The 14,696-nt window shown below is 73.3% G+C and carries 16 protein-coding genes and 1 tRNA gene; 10 read left to right on the plus strand and 7 right to left on the minus strand.

Annotated elements, in window-relative coordinates; translation table 11 throughout:
• Positions 1-45: 45 nt before the first annotated feature.
• Positions 46-119: transfer RNA gene (locus ACFYUS_RS02815), tRNA-Met, on the plus strand.
• 154 nt (positions 120-273) lie between these two features.
• On the opposite strand, the gene ACFYUS_RS02820 is transcribed toward ACFYUS_RS02815, so the two are convergent.
• Positions 274-693 (minus strand): Fur family transcriptional regulator, encoded by a 420-nt coding sequence (locus tag ACFYUS_RS02820; RefSeq protein ID WP_388844843.1) that lies wholly within the window; start codon positions 691-693, stop codon positions 274-276.
• A 72-nt stretch (positions 694-765) separates the two neighbouring features.
• Here ACFYUS_RS02820 and ACFYUS_RS02825 point away from each other — a divergent pair, with 72 nt between their 5' ends.
• Positions 766-2,277 carry a catalase gene (locus tag ACFYUS_RS02825; RefSeq protein ID WP_388844846.1) on the plus strand — a complete coding sequence of 504 codons (1,512 nt, stop codon included), beginning with the start codon at positions 766-768 and terminating at the stop codon, positions 2,275-2,277.
• A gap of 62 nt (positions 2,278-2,339) precedes the next feature.
• On the opposite strand, the gene ACFYUS_RS02830 is transcribed toward ACFYUS_RS02825, so the two are convergent.
• Positions 2,340-2,732 carry a cyclic nucleotide-binding/CBS domain-containing protein gene (locus ACFYUS_RS02830; protein WP_388844849.1) on the minus strand — a complete coding sequence of 131 codons (393 nt, stop codon included), beginning with the start codon at positions 2,730-2,732 and terminating at the stop codon, positions 2,340-2,342.
• 165 nt (positions 2,733-2,897) lie between these two features.
• A complete protein-coding gene (hisN, locus tag ACFYUS_RS02835) occupies positions 2,898-3,698 on the minus strand; it encodes a histidinol-phosphatase (RefSeq protein WP_388844852.1) in 801 nt (266 codons plus the stop codon).
• 315 nt (positions 3,699-4,013) lie between these two features.
• Between hisN and ACFYUS_RS02840 the strand changes: the two genes are divergently transcribed.
• Positions 4,014-4,649: a TetR/AcrR family transcriptional regulator gene (locus ACFYUS_RS02840; protein ID WP_388844855.1), complete on the plus strand. Its 636-nt coding sequence runs from the start codon at positions 4,014-4,016 to the stop codon at positions 4,647-4,649.
• On the opposite strand, the gene ACFYUS_RS02845 is transcribed toward ACFYUS_RS02840, so the two are convergent.
• The 4 genes from ACFYUS_RS02845 to ACFYUS_RS02860 form a co-directional block, all read right to left on the minus strand.
• Positions 4,541-4,864: a DMT family transporter gene (locus ACFYUS_RS02845; protein ID WP_388844858.1), complete on the minus strand. Its 324-nt coding sequence runs from the start codon at positions 4,862-4,864 to the stop codon at positions 4,541-4,543. The two genes, ACFYUS_RS02840 and ACFYUS_RS02845, sit on opposite strands and share 109 nt — an antisense overlap.
• 92 nt (positions 4,865-4,956) lie before the next feature.
• Positions 4,957-5,970: a ribosome small subunit-dependent GTPase A gene (rsgA, locus tag ACFYUS_RS02850; protein WP_388844860.1), complete on the minus strand. Its 1,014-nt coding sequence runs from the start codon at positions 5,968-5,970 to the stop codon at positions 4,957-4,959.
• A gap of 3 nt (positions 5,971-5,973) precedes the next feature.
• On the minus strand, positions 5,974-7,305 hold the full coding sequence (gene aroA / locus ACFYUS_RS02855; RefSeq protein ID WP_388844863.1) for a 3-phosphoshikimate 1-carboxyvinyltransferase: 1,332 nt from the start codon (positions 7,303-7,305) through the stop codon (positions 5,974-5,976).
• 20 nt (positions 7,306-7,325) lie between these two features.
• Positions 7,326-8,012 carry a M50 family metallopeptidase gene (locus ACFYUS_RS02860; RefSeq protein WP_388844866.1) on the minus strand — a complete coding sequence of 229 codons (687 nt, stop codon included), beginning with the start codon at positions 8,010-8,012 and terminating at the stop codon, positions 7,326-7,328.
• Between the two features lie 50 nt (positions 8,013-8,062).
• Between ACFYUS_RS02860 and ACFYUS_RS02865 the strand changes: the two genes are divergently transcribed.
• The 7 genes from ACFYUS_RS02865 to ACFYUS_RS02895 all read left to right on the plus strand — a co-directional run bounded on the left by ACFYUS_RS02865 (position 8,063) and on the right by ACFYUS_RS02895 (position 14,661).
• Entirely contained in the window at positions 8,063-8,878 is an 816-nt protein-coding gene (locus tag ACFYUS_RS02865) for an SOS response-associated peptidase (RefSeq protein ID WP_388844869.1), read from the plus strand.
• A 72-nt stretch (positions 8,879-8,950) separates the two neighbouring features.
• On the plus strand, positions 8,951-9,583 hold the full coding sequence (locus ACFYUS_RS02870) for an alpha/beta family hydrolase (RefSeq protein WP_388844871.1): 633 nt from the start codon (positions 8,951-8,953) through the stop codon (positions 9,581-9,583).
• A 252-nt stretch (positions 9,584-9,835) separates the two neighbouring features.
• Complete coding sequence (locus ACFYUS_RS02875) at positions 9,836-10,492, plus strand: sigma-70 family RNA polymerase sigma factor (protein WP_030207302.1); 657 nt, start codon at positions 9,836-9,838, stop codon at positions 10,490-10,492.
• A complete protein-coding gene (gene rsrA, locus ACFYUS_RS02880) occupies positions 10,489-10,806 on the plus strand; it encodes a mycothiol system anti-sigma-R factor (protein WP_366040973.1) in 318 nt (105 codons plus the stop codon). Before ACFYUS_RS02875 ends, rsrA begins: the two co-directional genes overlap by 4 nt.
• Before the next feature lie 150 nt (positions 10,807-10,956).
• The gene (locus tag ACFYUS_RS02885) at positions 10,957-12,336 is read left to right on the plus strand and encodes an HD-GYP domain-containing protein (protein WP_388845968.1); all 1,380 of its coding nucleotides are present in this window, start codon (positions 10,957-10,959) and stop codon (positions 12,334-12,336) included.
• On the plus strand, positions 12,333-13,601 hold the full coding sequence (locus tag ACFYUS_RS02890) for an HD domain-containing protein (protein ID WP_388844875.1): 1,269 nt from the start codon (positions 12,333-12,335) through the stop codon (positions 13,599-13,601). The genes ACFYUS_RS02885 and ACFYUS_RS02890 overlap by 4 nt, the downstream gene beginning before the upstream one ends.
• A 79-nt stretch (positions 13,602-13,680) precedes the next feature.
• The gene (locus tag ACFYUS_RS02895; protein ID WP_388844878.1) at positions 13,681-14,661 is read left to right on the plus strand and encodes a tetratricopeptide repeat protein; all 981 of its coding nucleotides are present in this window, start codon (positions 13,681-13,683) and stop codon (positions 14,659-14,661) included.
• Positions 14,662-14,696 lie beyond the last annotated feature (35 nt).

The raw sequence follows: 14,696 nt of genomic DNA on the forward strand, positions 1-14,696 counted from the left end.
GGATTTGCCCTGCTCCGAACGGTCCCGTAAGGTTGTGTTCACCGACGCGGGGTGGAGCAGCTCGGTAGCTCGCTGGGCTCATAACCCAGAGGTCGCAGGTTCAAATCCTGTCCCCGCTACTCAGTAGCAACGAAGGCCCGGATCCTCGGATCCGGGCCTTCGTCGTATGTGCCGGTGACACGGGAGAACCTCACCGGGCCGGTGACGCGGGAGAACCCCACCGGGCCGGTGACACAAGAAAGCCCCCGCCGAGGCGGGGGCTTCTTCGCTCTGTCAGGCCGTCGTGGCGCAGCTCGGGCAGAGGCCCCGGTACGTGACCTCGACGTTCGAGATCGTGAAGCCGAAGCGCTCGGTGTCCGGGAGGTCCGCCAGCGGGTCGCCGGCCGGGTGCACGTCGCGGATCGCGCCGCAGCGGCCGCAGACCAGGTGCTGGTGGGGCCGGTGGGCGTTGGGGTCGTACCGCTTGGCGCGGCCGTCGGTCGCGACCTCGATGACCTCGCCGAGGGTGACCATCTCGCCCAGCGTGTTGTAGACGGTCGCGCGCGAGATCTCGGGCAGCCTCGCCACGGCGCGCGCGTGCACCTCGTCGGCGGTCAGGTGCACATGGTCCCCGTCGAGGACCTCGGCCACGACACGCCGCTGCGCGGTCATCCGCCAGCCGCGTCCGCGCAGTCGTTCCAACAGGTCACTCATGAGGGCCAGCCTAACAGTCGGGGGATCGGGTCCCGAACGGGTGTGACTCTGGATGCCACCTTGACTTGGACAATGTCTATTGTAGGCTCATATCCAGAACAGGACAGGCCGTACAGCACGCAGGAGGCGCACGTGACGCAGGGACCGCTCACCACGGAGGCCGGGGCGCCGGTCGCGGACAACCAGAACAGCGAGACCGCGGGTGTCGGCGGGCCGGTCCTCGTCCAGGACCAGCTCCTCCTGGAGAAGCTCGCCCACTTCAACCGCGAGCGCATCCCGGAGCGCGTGGTCCACGCGCGCGGTGCGGGCGCCTACGGCACCTTCACGGTGACCCGCGACGTCACGCGGTGGACGCGCGCGAAGTTCCTCTCCGAGGTCGGCAAGGAGACCGAGACCTTCCTGCGCTTCTCCACCGTCGCGGGCAACCTCGGCGCGGCGGACGCGGTGCGCGACCCCCGCGGCTGGGCGCTGAAGTTCTACACCGAGGAGGGCAATTACGACCTCGTCGGCAACAACACCCCGGTGTTCTTCATCAAGGACGCCATCAAGTTCCCCGACTTCATCCACACCCAGAAGCGCGACCCGTACACGGGCTCGCAGGAGGCGGACAACGTCTGGGACTTCTGGGGCCTCTCCCCGGAGTCGACCCACCAGGTCACCTGGCTCTTCGGCGACCGCGGCATCCCCGCCTCGTACCGCCACATGAACGGCTACGGCTCGCACACGTTCCAGTGGAACAACGAGGCCGGCGAGGTCTTCTGGGTCAAGTACCACTTCAAGACCGACCAGGGCATCAAGAACCTCACCCAGGACGAGGCCAACCGCCTCGCCGGCGAGGACCCGGACTCGCACCAGCGCGACCTGCGCGAGGCCATCGAGCGCGGCGACTTCCCGAGCTGGACCGTGCAGGTCCAGATCATGCCCGCGGCCGACGCGGCGACCTACCGCTTCAACCCCTTCGACCTCACCAAGGTGTGGCCGCACGAGGACTACCCGCCGATCGAGATCGGCAAGCTGGAGCTCAACCGCAACCCGGAGAACATCTTCGCCGAGGTCGAGCAGTCGATCTTCAGCCCCGCGCACTTCGTGCCGGGCATCGGACCCTCCCCGGACAAGATGCTCCAGGGCCGTCTCTTCGCGTACGGCGACGCCCACCGCTACCGCGTCGGCATCAACGCCGACCACCTGCCGGTGAACCGCCCGCACGCCACCGAGGCGCGCACGCACGCGCGTGACGGCTTCCTCTACGACGGCCGCCACGGCGGGGCCAAGAACTACGAGCCGAACAGCTTCGGCGGCCCGCACCAGACGGACCGGCCGCTCTGGGCCGGCTCCGCGGTCACCGGCGTGACCGGCGACCACGCCGCCCCCTCGCACGCCGAGGACGACGACTTCGTGCAGGCGGGAAACCTCTACCGCCTGATGTCCGAGGACGAGAAGGGCCGTCTCGTCGCGAACCTGGCGGGCTTCATCGCCAAGGTCTCGCGCGAGGACATCGCCGAGCGGGCGATCGGCAACTTCCGCCAGGCGGACGGTGACTTCGGCAAGCGGCTGGAGGCCGCGGTCCAGGCCCTGCGCGGCTGAGGGCGCTTGCCGTAGGGAGGGGGCGGGCCGGACTTCCGTGCGGAGTCCGGCCCGCTCCCGCGTCAGCCCGCGGCCACGCTGTGCGCCGGGATCCAGCAGCGGATGATGTCGCGCACCGAGACGATGCCGACGGGGCCCCGGCCGTCGAGGACGACGAGGTGGCGGAAGCCGCCGCGGGTCATCGCCTCGGCCGCCTCCGTCAGGGTCCAGGTCGGCGCGGCGAAGACCACGTCACGGGTGGTGTGGGAGCCGGCGGTCTCCTGGTCGGGATCCTGTTCCCGGGCGAGGGAGTTGAGGATGTCGCGCTCGGTGATGATCCCGAGCCCGCCGGCGTCGGTGTCGAGGACGACGGCCGCGCCGACGCGCCGCGCCGCCATCAGCCGGGCTGCCTGCCGGAGGGTGTGGGTGGGGCCGATGGTGAGGACCACGGTGCTCATGGCGTCACGGACGAGCATGGACGGAGCCACCTCCTTGGTGAACCCTTCGAATGAGAACGCCCGGCGCCGGAGGCGCCTGATGAAGGATGCACAAGTTCACAAGCGGGGGACTCTCAGGGTTGCACCGGGGGAGCGGGTCGACAAGGGGGCGCGCGAGGCGCCCCCGGTGGTGCGGTGGGGCGCTCAGTTCTCCTGGTTCAGGTAGCTCAGCAGCTCGCCGTGGAGGAGGCCGTTCGAGGCCGCCGCGTTGCCGCTGTGCGGGCCGTGCCGGCCGTCCAGGCCCGTGTACGTGCCGCCGGCCTCCTGGACCACGATCGCGACCGCGGCCATGTCCCACAGCGACAGCTCCGGCTCCGCGCAGATGTCCACGGAACCCTCCGCGACCATCATGTACGGCCAGAAGTCGCCGTACGCCCGGGTCCGCCAGCACGCGCGCGTGAGGTCGAGGAAGCCGTTCAGGCGGCCCCGCTCCTCCCAGCCGCTCAGCGAGGAGTACGCGAAGGAGGCGTCCTCCAGGCGGCCGACCTTCGACACGCCGATCCGGCTCGCCGAGGCCAGGCTGCGGCCCGTGTACGCGCCGAGGCCCTTCGCCGCCCACCAGCGCCGGCCGAGCGCCGGGGCGGACACCACGCCCACCACCGGCTGGAAGCCGGTCTCCCCGGCCTCCATCAGCGCGATCAGGGTCGCCCAGACGGGCACCCCGCGCACGTAGTTCTTCGTGCCGTCGATCGGGTCGATCACCCAGCGGCGCGGGCCCGAGCCCTCCACGCCGAACTCCTCGCCGAGGATCGCGTCGCGCGGCCTGGCGCGCTGGAGCTGTCCGCGGATCAGCTCCTCCGCCGCCTTGTCGGCCTCGCTCACCGGAGTCATGTCCGGCTTCGTCTCGACCTTGAGGTCGAGCGCCTGGAATCGGTCCATGGTGGCCGCGTCGGCGGCATCCGCGAGGACGTGGGCGAGACGCAGATCATCGTGGTAGTCGGCCATGGTCGGCACTCTATCCCCGAGGCGGGAACGCGCGCGGAACCGTCCACGGGCGCCCCTCCGCCCGTCCCGCGCCGACCCCCGGCGCCGTCCACGGAAGCCCCCCGGTCGTCCCGCGTCGACCTCCGACGCCGTCCACGGAAGCCCCTCCGGCCGTCCGGCGCCGTCCACGGGCGCCCCTCCGCCCGTCCCGCGTCGACCCCCGACGCCGTCCACGGACCCCCCCGGTCGTCCCGCACGTGGTCCCGTCCCGACCCTTGACAGCGCCTGGGCGCCTGTCGACGCTGAGCGGAGAACCGTTCCCTCCCGGAGGTGAGGATGGCGAACGCCCGCGAGGCCCTGCTCGACGCCGCGCTCGCCGCGCTCGTGCACCGCCCCTGGTCCGCCGTGCGGATGGCCGACCTCGCCACCGCGGCCCGGGTCTCCCGGCAGACCCTCTACAACGAGTTCGGCTCCAAGGAGGGACTGGCCCGCGCCCTCGTGCGGAGGGAGGCCGACGCCTACCTCCAGGGCGTCCGGACCCTGCTCGCCGCCCCCGCCCCGCCCGAACGGAAACTCGTCGCCGTCGCCGAGTGGATCGTCGCCCGCGCCGCCGCCCGCCCGATACTGCGGGCCCTGCTCACCGGCGCCTGGAACGAGCGGCTGCCCCAGCCCCGGCCGGTCCGGCCCGGCGCCCGGCCGGCCCCCGTCCCCGCCCAGCGGCGCGCCGACGCCGGGCCGCCCGCACCCGGCGAGCTCGTGGCGGAGGCCGCGGCCTGCGCGGGGGAGGGCTGGGCGGCCGGCTGCGAACTGGCCGTACGGATCGCCCTCAGCCACGTCGTCGCGCCGGCCCTGCCGATGAACCCTCAGTGCGCCGAGCCGGAGAGCTGGAGTCCGATGACGCCCACGATGACCAGGGTGATCGAGACGATCTTGAGCGTGGAGACCACGTCGCCGAGGAAGACCATCCCGTAGATCGCCGTCCCGGCCGCGCCGATCCCCGTCCACACCGCGTACGCCGGACCCACGTCGAGCTTCCGCAGCGCGAGGGTGAGGAGGCCGAAGCTGCCCAGGGCGAAGGACGCGAAGGCGATCGTCGGCCACAGCCGGGTGAAACCGTGCGAGAGCTTCAGGCAGACCGCGAACCCCGTCTCCAGGATCCCCGCGATCACCACCAGCAGCCACGCCATCGTCAGTGCCTCCCACGCCGTCGGTGACTGCTTCGTCGCACTTGGTGCGATTATGCACTTACCGGCAGCGAGCAGGCGTAAACGCCGGAGGCTCAGTCGCCCTCGCGTCGCTCCCGGGTCGCCAGCAGCCGCCGCAGCGAGACCAGCCGCGCCGGATCGGCGTGCCCCTCCGCCACGAAGGCGTCCAGCGCGCAGTCCGGCTCGTCGTGGCTGCAGGCGCGCGGACAGTTCTCGGTGCCCGGCTCCAGGTCGGGGAAGGCGTGGATGACCCGGGACGGGTCGACGTGGTGCAGACCGAAGGAGCGCACGCCCGGGGTGTCGATGACCCAGCCGCCCTCCTTGTCGTTGAGCGGCAGCGCGAGCGCCGAGGTGGTGGTGTGCCGGCCGCGGCCCGTGACCGCGTTGACCACACCCGTCGTCCGCCGCCGCTCCGGCGGGACCAGGGCGTTCACCAGGGTCGTCTTGCCGACGCCCGAGTGGCCGACGAACGCCGTCGTGCGGCCCTTGAGGTGCTCGTGGACCCGCTCGGCCGCGACCCCGTCGACGAACTCCTCGCGGGTGGTCACCACGTACGGCACGCCCAGCGCCCCGTACATCTCCAGGAGCTCGTCCGGCGACGCCAGGTCCGACTTGGTCAGGACGAGCAGCGGGGAGAGCCCGCCGTCGTACGCCGCCACCAGGCAGCGGTCGATCAGCCGGGGCCGCGGCTCCGGGTCGGCGAGCGCGGTGACGATCGCCAGCTGATCGGCGTTGGCGACGACCACCCGCTCGTACGGGTCGTCGTCGTCGGCCGTGCGCCGGAGCACCGAGCTGCGCTCGCCGATCCGCACGATCCGGGCCAGCGTGTCCTTCTCGCCGGAGAGGTCGCCGACGAGGGAGACCCGGTCGCCGACGACGGCGGCCTTGCGGCCCAGCTCACGGGCCTTCATCGCCGTCACGGTCCGGTCGTCGACCAGACAGGTCAGCCGGCCCCGGTCGACGGTGAGGACCATGCCCTCGACGGCGTCCTCGTGCTTCGGGCGGATGGTGGTGCGGGGACGGGTGCCCTTGCGGTTGGGCCGCTGGCGGATGTCGTCCTCGTCGGTGTGCTTGCCGTAGCGCCGCATGGTTCAGACCCCGAGCATTTCGGTCCACATCGTCGGGAAGTCCGGCAAGGTCTTCGCCGTCGTCGCCACGTCCTCGATCTCCACGCCCTCGACGGCGAGGCCGATGATCGCGCCCGCCGTCGCCATGCGGTGGTCGTGGTACGTGTGGAAGACCCCGCCGTGCAGCGGGCGCGGGCGGATGTGGAGGCCGTCCTCGGTCTCGGTCACGTCGCCGCCCAGCTCGTTGATCTCCTGGGTGAGCGCCGCGAGCCGGTCCGTCTCGTGCAGCCGCAGATGGGCGACCCCGCGCAGGGTCGACGGGGAGTCCGCGAGGGCCGCGACCGCCGCGATGCCGGGGGTCAGCTCGCCGACCTCGCCCAGGTCGACGTCGATGCCGTGGATCCGGCCCGTGCCGGTGAAGATCAGGCCCGCGTCGGTGAGCTCGCAGGAGCCACCCATCTCGGTGAAGATCCGCCGCAGCTCGTCGCCCGGCTGGGTGGTCCGCTCCGGCCAGTCCGGGATCGTCACCCGGCCGCCGGTCACCAGGGCCGCCGCCAGGAACGGCTGCGCGTTCGACAGGTCGGGCTCGACGACCAGGTCCCGGCCGCGCAGCGCGGAGGGCGCCACCCGCCACACGTCCGGCTCGCCGCCGTGCTCCGGCTCGTCGACCCGGGCGCCGACCGCGCGCAGCATGTCGACCGTCATCCGGATGTGCGGGAGCGAGGGCAGCCGGCCGCCCACGTGCCGCACCTCGACGCCCTGGTTGAAGCGGGGCGCGGAGAGCAGCAGGGCGCTGACGAACTGGGAGGACGAGGAGGCGTCGATCTCGACCGTGCCGCCGTCCAGGCCCCCGGCGCCGTGCACGGTCATCGGGAGCGCGCCCCGGCCCTCGTCGTCGATCCGGGCGCCGAGCGCGCGCAGCGCGTCGATCACGCCGTGCAGCGGGCGCTCGTGGGAGCGGGGGTCGCCGTCGAAGCGCACCGGGCCGTCGGCGAGCGCCGCGACCGGGGGCAGGAAGCGCATGACCGTGCCCGCGTTGCCGACGTCGACCGTGGCGGGGCCGCGCAGCGGGGAGGGGATGATCCGCCAGGCCTCGCCGGAGCCGTCCGGGCCCACCCCCTCCTCGATCTTCACGCCGAGGGTGCGGAGCGCCTCGGCCATCAGGAGCGTGTCGCGGGAGCGCAGCGGCCGGCGCAGCCAGCCGGGCTCGGCGGCCAGCGCGGCGAGGACCAGGGCGCGGTTGGTGACCGACTTCGATCCGGGCACGGTGACGGTCGCGTCGACGGCGCCGCGCGCGTACGGAGCGGGCCAGAGGTCGGTGGACGGATCGGTGTGCGCGGAAGCTGCTGCGGTCATGGACTCACTGTACGGGGGAGTCAGATGCCCAGGAGCCAGCGACCGCCGCCGATCAGGGCCGACAGCGCGACCGTGTGGAAGAAGAGGAGCCACACCCCGGCGGGCACCTGGGTGAGCCGGGAGAGCTGGTCCGCGTCCGAGTCGGGCGCACCGCCGCGGCGCCGTTTCGCCTGGAGCTCGAAGGCGGGCCGGACGCCGCCGAGCAGCAGGAACCAGACCGCCGCGTACGCGAACACGGACTGGACCTCGGGGCCGGCCAGCCAGGAGACGAGGACGAAGGCGGCGCCCGTGAGGACGACGATGAGGATCCCGTACGCGTTGCGGACCATCACCAGGAGCGCGAGCAGCAGCCCGGTCGCGATCCACAGCAGCAGGGTGACGTGGCGGGTGCCGAGCAGGGCGGCGCCGCCGAGGCCGAGCAGCGGGGCCGCCGGATAGCCGGCCGCGAGGGTGAGGACCACCCCGAGACCGGTCGGCCGGCCCCGGGACACGGTCAGCCCGCTGGTGTCCGAGTGCAGCCGGATCGCCTCCAGGCGGCGCCCGGTGGCGCGGGCGACGAGTCCGTGGCCGCCCTCGTGCGCGATGGTGATCGCGTTGCGGGCCGGGAGCCAGAGCCGCCGGAACACGACCAGGGCCAGGGCGCAGGCGCCCGTGACGTAGACGATCCACTGGTCCGGAGCGGGCTGGGTGCCGAGGATCTGGGGCATTTGGCGGACGGCTCCTCGGTCGCGGGCGGGAACGTGGCAGTGTGGCACGTATGTGCGGACGGTATGCATCGAGTCGACGGCCCGAGGACCTCGTCGAGACCTTCGGGATCGAGCGGTGGGACCCGGAGGAGACCCTGGCCCCCGACTGGAACGTGGCCCCCACCAAAGAGGTCTGGGCCGTTCTGGAACGCCCCCTGAAAGACGCCGGATCCCCCCGGCCGGTTCGCCAGCTGCGCACGCTGAGATGGGGGCTCGTGCCGTCCTGGGCGAAGACGCCCGAGGGCGCCGCCCGGATGATCAACGCGCGCGCGGAGACCGTCGACGAGAAGCCCTCCTTCAAGCGCGCCTTCCAGTCGCGCCGGTGCATCCTGCCCGCCGACGGCTACTACGAGTGGGTGACCGGGACCGCCGAGCGCGACCTGGAGGTCGAGGGGAAGAAGAAGCGGCCCCGGAAGCAGCCGTACTTCGTGACCCCCGCCGACGGCTCCGTCTTCGCGATGGCCGGACTGTACGAGTTCTGGCGGGACCGCACGCTGCCCGACGGGGACCCCTCCGCGTGGTGGGTCACCTGCTCGGTGATCACCACCGAGGCCGAGACCGGCCCCCTCGGCGTCGCCCCCGCCGAGGGACCCCGCTCGCTCCACGACATCCACCCCCGGATGCCGCTGATGCTGACCGAGGACCGCTGGGACGCCTGGCTCGACCCGGGCCGCACCGACCCCGAGGAGCTCCGCGGGCTGCTCGCCCCGCCGCCCGGGGGCCTGATGCGGGCCTACCCGGTCGCCACCGCCGTCAGCAACGTCCGCAACAACGGCCCCGAACTCCTGGAGGAGCTGTCGGGACCGGAGGTCGGCACGCTGTTCTGACCTTCCGCGAAATCCCTCCGTGAAGACCCTCCCTGAAGACCCTTCACGGCGAACGGACGGCAGGATGGGGACGTGACACAGTACGAGACCGTCCCCACCGACGCCGGCGAGGCGCGCATCACCTGGCACGCGGGCACGAAGCCGTGGGCCGTCCTCGCCCTCGGCCACGGCGCCGGCGGCGGCGTCGAGGCCCGCGACCTCCAGGCCCTCGCCGGAGCGCTGCCCGCCCACGGCGTGACCGTCGCCCTCGTCGAGCAGCCCTGGCGGGTCGCCGGCAAGAAGGTCGCCCCCGCGCCGAAGACCCTCGACACCGGCTGGCGCGGCCTCTGGCCGCACCTCGCGAAGCCCGGCCTCCCGGTGATCGCGGGCGGCCGCAGCGCCGGCGCCCGGGTCGCCTGCCGCACCGGCCGGGAGCTCGGCGCGCTCGCCGTCCTCGCCCTGAGCTTCCCGCTCCACCCGCCGGGCAAGCCCGAGAGGACCCGCGCCGACGAGCTCCTCGACGCCGGGCTCCCGACGCTCGTCGTGCAGGGCGGCAACGACCCCTTCGGCCGGCCGGAGGAGTACCCGGAAGGCCCGTACGCGCTCCTGGAGATCCCGTACGGGGACCACGGCTTCGCGCTCCCCAAGCGCGCGCCGCTGACCCAGGACGAGGCCCTCGCCGGTCTCGTCGACGGCGTCACGAAGTGGATCACCGCCCTCCGCTGACTTCACCGCGTGTACCGGGAATGCGACGCCGGTGACCACTGTTGTGGAGAACGTCGGTGTGAGAGCAAGGAAGAGGGAGTCCGTCGCATGGGTTCGACCATCTGCCCACAGCGCGCGCAGGCCGCTGACCTCGACTGGACAGTGCTGCCCGCGCCCAGGACCGCCAAGATTCGGGCGGCGGGCGGAGCGGTTCCTCGTCTATCCTCCGAAACGAGCGGGTCCGCCCTCGGGCTCGCCGCCGCGCTGGAGGAGGTGGGTCCGGTCACTGGGACCGACACAGGGACCGACGACGGCCCCGAGGAGACGACCGAGGAGCGCAACGCGCGCTTCGAGCGGGACGCCCTCGGCTACCTCGACCAGATGTACTCGGCCGCGCTGCGCATGACGCGCAACCCCGCGGACGCGGAGGACCTGGTGCAGGAGACCTACGCCAAGGCGTACGGATCCTTCCACCAGTTCCGTGAGGGCACGAACCTCAAGGCCTGGCTGTACCGGATCCTCACGAACACCTTCATCAACTCGTACCGCAAGAAGCAGCGCGAGCCCCAGCGCAGCGCCGCCGAGGAGATCGAGGACTGGCAGCTCGCCCGCGCCGAGTCGCACATGTCGACCGGCCTGCGCTCCGCCGAGTCCCAGGCGCTCGACCACCTCCCGGACTCCGACGTGAAGGAAGCGCTCCAGGCGATTCCCGAGGAGTTCCGCATCGCCGTCTATCTCGCCGATGTCGAGGGCTTTGCGTACAAGGAGATCGCGGACATCATGGGGACACCCATCGGTACGGTGATGTCCCGACTGCACCGGGGCCGCCGCCAGCTGCGCGGAATGCTCGAGGACTACGCTCGCGACCGCGGGCTCGTACCCGCGGGCGCCGGAGAGTCGTCGAACGATCTGAAAGGCTCGGGCTCATGAGCTGCGGAGAGCCGCACGAGACGGATTGCTCAGAGGTCCTGGATCATCTCTACGAGTTCCTCGACCATGAGATGCCCGACAGCGACTGCACCAAGTTCGAGGTGCACTTCGAGGAGTGCTCCCCGTGCCTGGAGAAGTACGGCCTGGAGCAGGCGGTGAAGAAGCTCGTCAAGCGCTGCTGCGGCAGTGACGACGTCCCCACCGACCTGCGCGCCAAGGTCATGGGCCGCATCGACCTGATCCGCGCCGGACACCTGGTGCCCGAGCAGGACATCACGGTGAGCGCCCCGACGACACCGGCCCCACAGGAATAGCGCCCCTCCCGCAGGGGAGACGACGAGGCCGCCGCGATCCGCTCGCGGCGGCCTCGCGCATATATCAGCTTGTATCACCCGATGGTGCGAATCACCCCGACCGCGCCGTCCCGTGCCGCCCCACTCGCTAGCGTGGCGGGCGTGATGGGCGTGAAGGTCATTCCACGAGCGGCCCGCGTGTACATCGGCTGCGCCCTGCTCGCCGCCGGGGCGTGCGCCCTGCCCGCGCTGCGCCCCGGCGCCGCCGTCCCCTGGGGCACGGCCGCACTCCTCGCCGCCCTGTACGCGCTCTGCGAGCTGCCCGCCCGCTGCCGGCTCATCGGCCGCGCCCTCGGCGGCTCCGTCCCCGTGGGCACCGGCTCCTTCTTCCCCGTGCTCCTCGCCTCCGCGCTGCTCCTGCCGCCCGCCGCCGCCGTGCTCACCGCGATCCCCGGCAGCCTCCTCGCCCGCGTCGAGGAACCCCCCGCCGCACCCCGCCGCGCCTGGCGGGCCGCCGCCACCACCCTCGCCGTCTGGGCCGCCGCCCGTACCGCCGGCGCCCTCGGCGGCCCCACCGCCCTCGGCCGCGGCCCCGACGCCCCCGACCTGCCGTACGCGCTGCTGCCCGCCGGCGCCGCCGCCCTCGCCTTCTGCCTGGCCCTCACCGCCCTCGACGGCGGCATCCGCGCCACCGCCGGCGGACTGCCGCTGCGGGCCGCCTGGCGCGGACTCCTCGGCCGGGCCGTCGCCCCGCACACCGTCCACGGCCTCGCCGGACTGATGATGGCCGTCCTCTGGCGCAGCACGTACGGCCCGGTCGCGGCGCTCTTCGTGCTCCTCCCCATGTACATCTCCTGCTGGGTCTTCGCCCAGTACCACCGCGAGCGCGCCGCCCACCAGGCCACCATCCGCGCCCTCGTCCAGGCCGTCGACATCAAGGACCGTTACACCCGGGGCCACAGCGAACGCGTCGGCCACGCCTCCGTCCTGATCGCCCGTGAGCTCGGCATGGCCGAGGACCGCCTCGACGTCGTCCGCTTCGCCGGCATCCTGCACGACGTCGGCAAGCTCGGCGTGCCCACCCGGGTCCTCCGCAAGGACGGACCCCTCACCCCCGAGGAACGCCGGACCATCGAACTCCACCCCGAGTACGGCCACGAGATGGTCCGCGGCATCGGCTTCCTCGGCGAGGCACGGGACGCGATCCTCCACCACCACGAACGCATGGACGGCAGCGGCTACCCCTACGGGCTCCACGGCGAACAGATCCCCGAGTTCGCCCGGGTCGTCGCCGTCGCCGACGCCTTCGACGCCATGACCTCCACGCGCTCCTACAGCCGCGCCCGCCCCGTGCCCACCGCCCTCGCCGAACTGGAGCGCTGCGCCGGCACCCAGTTCGACCCCCGGATGGTCACCGCCCTCACCCAGGCCCTGGACCGGCACGGCTGGCAGCCCGCCGTCACCGCCGACGAGACGACGGACGCGTCCCCGCAGCCCGTCCCCCCGCCGCGCGAGCCCCTCCCCGCCCCGGCCACCAGGGAACCCGCGTGAGACCCGGCGCGCCCACCGTCGGCGCCCTGCGCGGCGCCGCCCTCCTCCTCGGCCTCGCCGGCTTCGCCCACACCCTCTGGCACGGCATCGACGAACCCGGCAACGCCCTCGCCTTCGGCACCCTCATCGCCCTCGGCGAACTCGCCCGCTGGGGCGCCGCCCCCGGCGAGCGGGAACCCGCGCCGCTCGCCGCCGCCGGAGCCCTCGCGTACGCCCTGCTCGGCACCAGCGCCGGCACCGCCACCACCCACGGCGCCCTCCAGACCGTCGCCGTCGTCGTCGCCGCCGGCCTCGCCGGGATCGTCCCGCACCTCGCCCGCGGCCGGGGCCCCGGCCCCGACCACCTCGCCCGCCGCGTCCTCACCACCGGCTTCGCCGCCCTCTGCTTCCAGCCCCTCTACAACTCGGGCGCCGTCACCGAGCACCTCGGCCAGGGCCCCGCGTACGCCCTCTTCCTGGTCCTCCTGCTCGTCCTGACCGCCCTCTGCGACGCCGTCCTCGCCGCCCTCGTCCTGCGCGCCCGCACCGGCTTCCCGTACGGCTCCCTCCTCCGCGACGAACTCCGCGCCTGCCTCGGCATCGCCTCCGCCGTCTGCGCCACCGGCACCGTCATGGCGCTCGGCGTCGCCGCCGCCGGACTGTGGGCCCTGCCCGTGCTCGCCGTCCCGCTCCTGCTCACCCAGGTCTCCTTCCGGAGGTACGCGGCCGTGCGGACCGTCAACCGGCAGACCATCGCCTCCCTCGCCCGCGCCACCGAGATCGCCGGCTGCACCCCGCCCGGCCACGCCCGCCGGGTCGCCGCCCTCAGCGCGGCCGTCGGGCGCGAGCTGGGCCTCTCCGGGACCGAGCTGACCGTCCTGGAGCACGCGGCGCTCATGCACGACATCGGACAGCTCTCCCTCGTCGACCCGGTCGCCGGCGGCGCCACCGCCCTCCTGCCGGCCGAGGAACAGCGCCGGATCGCCCTCCTGGGCGGCGAGGTCGTCCGCAGGACCGGGGTCCCCGAGGCCGTCGCCGTCGTCGTCGAGCGGCAGGCCGATCCGTACCGGGAGCAGCCGAGGGCCGCCCGGATCGTCCGCGCCGTGAACGCCTACGACGACCTCGCGGGCGAGCTCGCCGGCGGCGGCGCGGGCGCCGCTCTCGACGCCCTGGAGCGGCTCCGGCTCGGCACCGCCCGCGACTACCACCCGGACGTCGTCGAGAGCCTGGCCAGGGTCCTGGCGCGGGGCGGGGCTCCCGGGATGACCTCGGGGATCCCTGGGTAACCCATGGGTAATGAGCGCGCGTCCGACCGGGCATGGTTGGATGCGAACAAGAGGGTGAAGCGACCGGCAGGCGGGAATCGTGAAGATCTTCGGGAAGGTACGGCATCGGCCCTCCGCCTCATGGCGGCAGGCCACCGACCGCGCGTTCACGCTGATCGGCGACGGCCGGTACGAGGACGCGGGCGCACTTCTGACGCGCGCGGCGGATCTGGAGCCCTGGCTCTCCGAGTCCTGGTTCAATCTGGCGCTGCTGCACAAGTTCCGGCACGACTGGGAGCAGGCGCGGGCCGCCGGGCTGCGCGCCGTCGCGCTCCTGGACAAGGAGACCGGAGCCCCCGACTGGTGGAACGTGGGCATCGCGGCCACCGCGCTCCAGGACTGGCCGCTGGCCCGCCGTGCCTGGCAGGCGTACGGACTGAAGGTCCCCGGCGCCGCCGCGGGCACCGGCGAGCCCGCCGGCATGGAGCTGGGCAGCGCCGCCGTGCGCCTCTCGCCCGAGGGCGAGGCCGAGGTCGTGTGGGGCCGCCGGCTCGACCCGGCCCGGATCGAGGTCCTGTCCATCCCGCTGCCGTCCTCCGGCCGCCGCTGGGGCGAGGTCGTCCTCCACGACGGCGTGCCGAACGGCGAGCGGACCACCAGCGCCGGGCCCTCCTACCCCGTCTTCGACGAGATCGAGCTGTGGGCGCCCTCGCCCGTCCCCACCTGGGTCGTCCTCCTGGAGGCCGCCACCGAGGCCGACCGGGACGCCCTGGAGCAGCTCGCCGCCGAGGCCGGATTCGCCGCCGAGGACTGGTCGTCCTCCGTGCGGCTGCTCTGCCGTGCCTGCTCCGAGTCGACCATGCCGAGCGCCGAGGGCGAGGGCGAGCACTCCGACCCGCACGACCACAGCGAGCCCGGCCACCCCGGACCGCTCGGCCACCGCTCGCCGGGCGAGCTGTGGGTCCCGGAGCGGGAGTGCGGCATCGCGGCCCCGCCGGGCCTGGTGCGGGGTCTCCTCGACGGCTGGGTCGCGGACAGCCCGGACTCCCGTGAGTGGCGTGATCTCGAAGAGGTCTGCTGAGCGTCCGCCCCCGGCCCCGTAGGCTGTCCTTCGAC

Source organism: Streptomyces sp. NPDC004284 (genome assembly GCF_042874035.1).
In the GTDB taxonomy this organism is placed as follows: domain Bacteria; phylum Actinomycetota; class Actinomycetes; order Streptomycetales; family Streptomycetaceae; genus Streptomyces.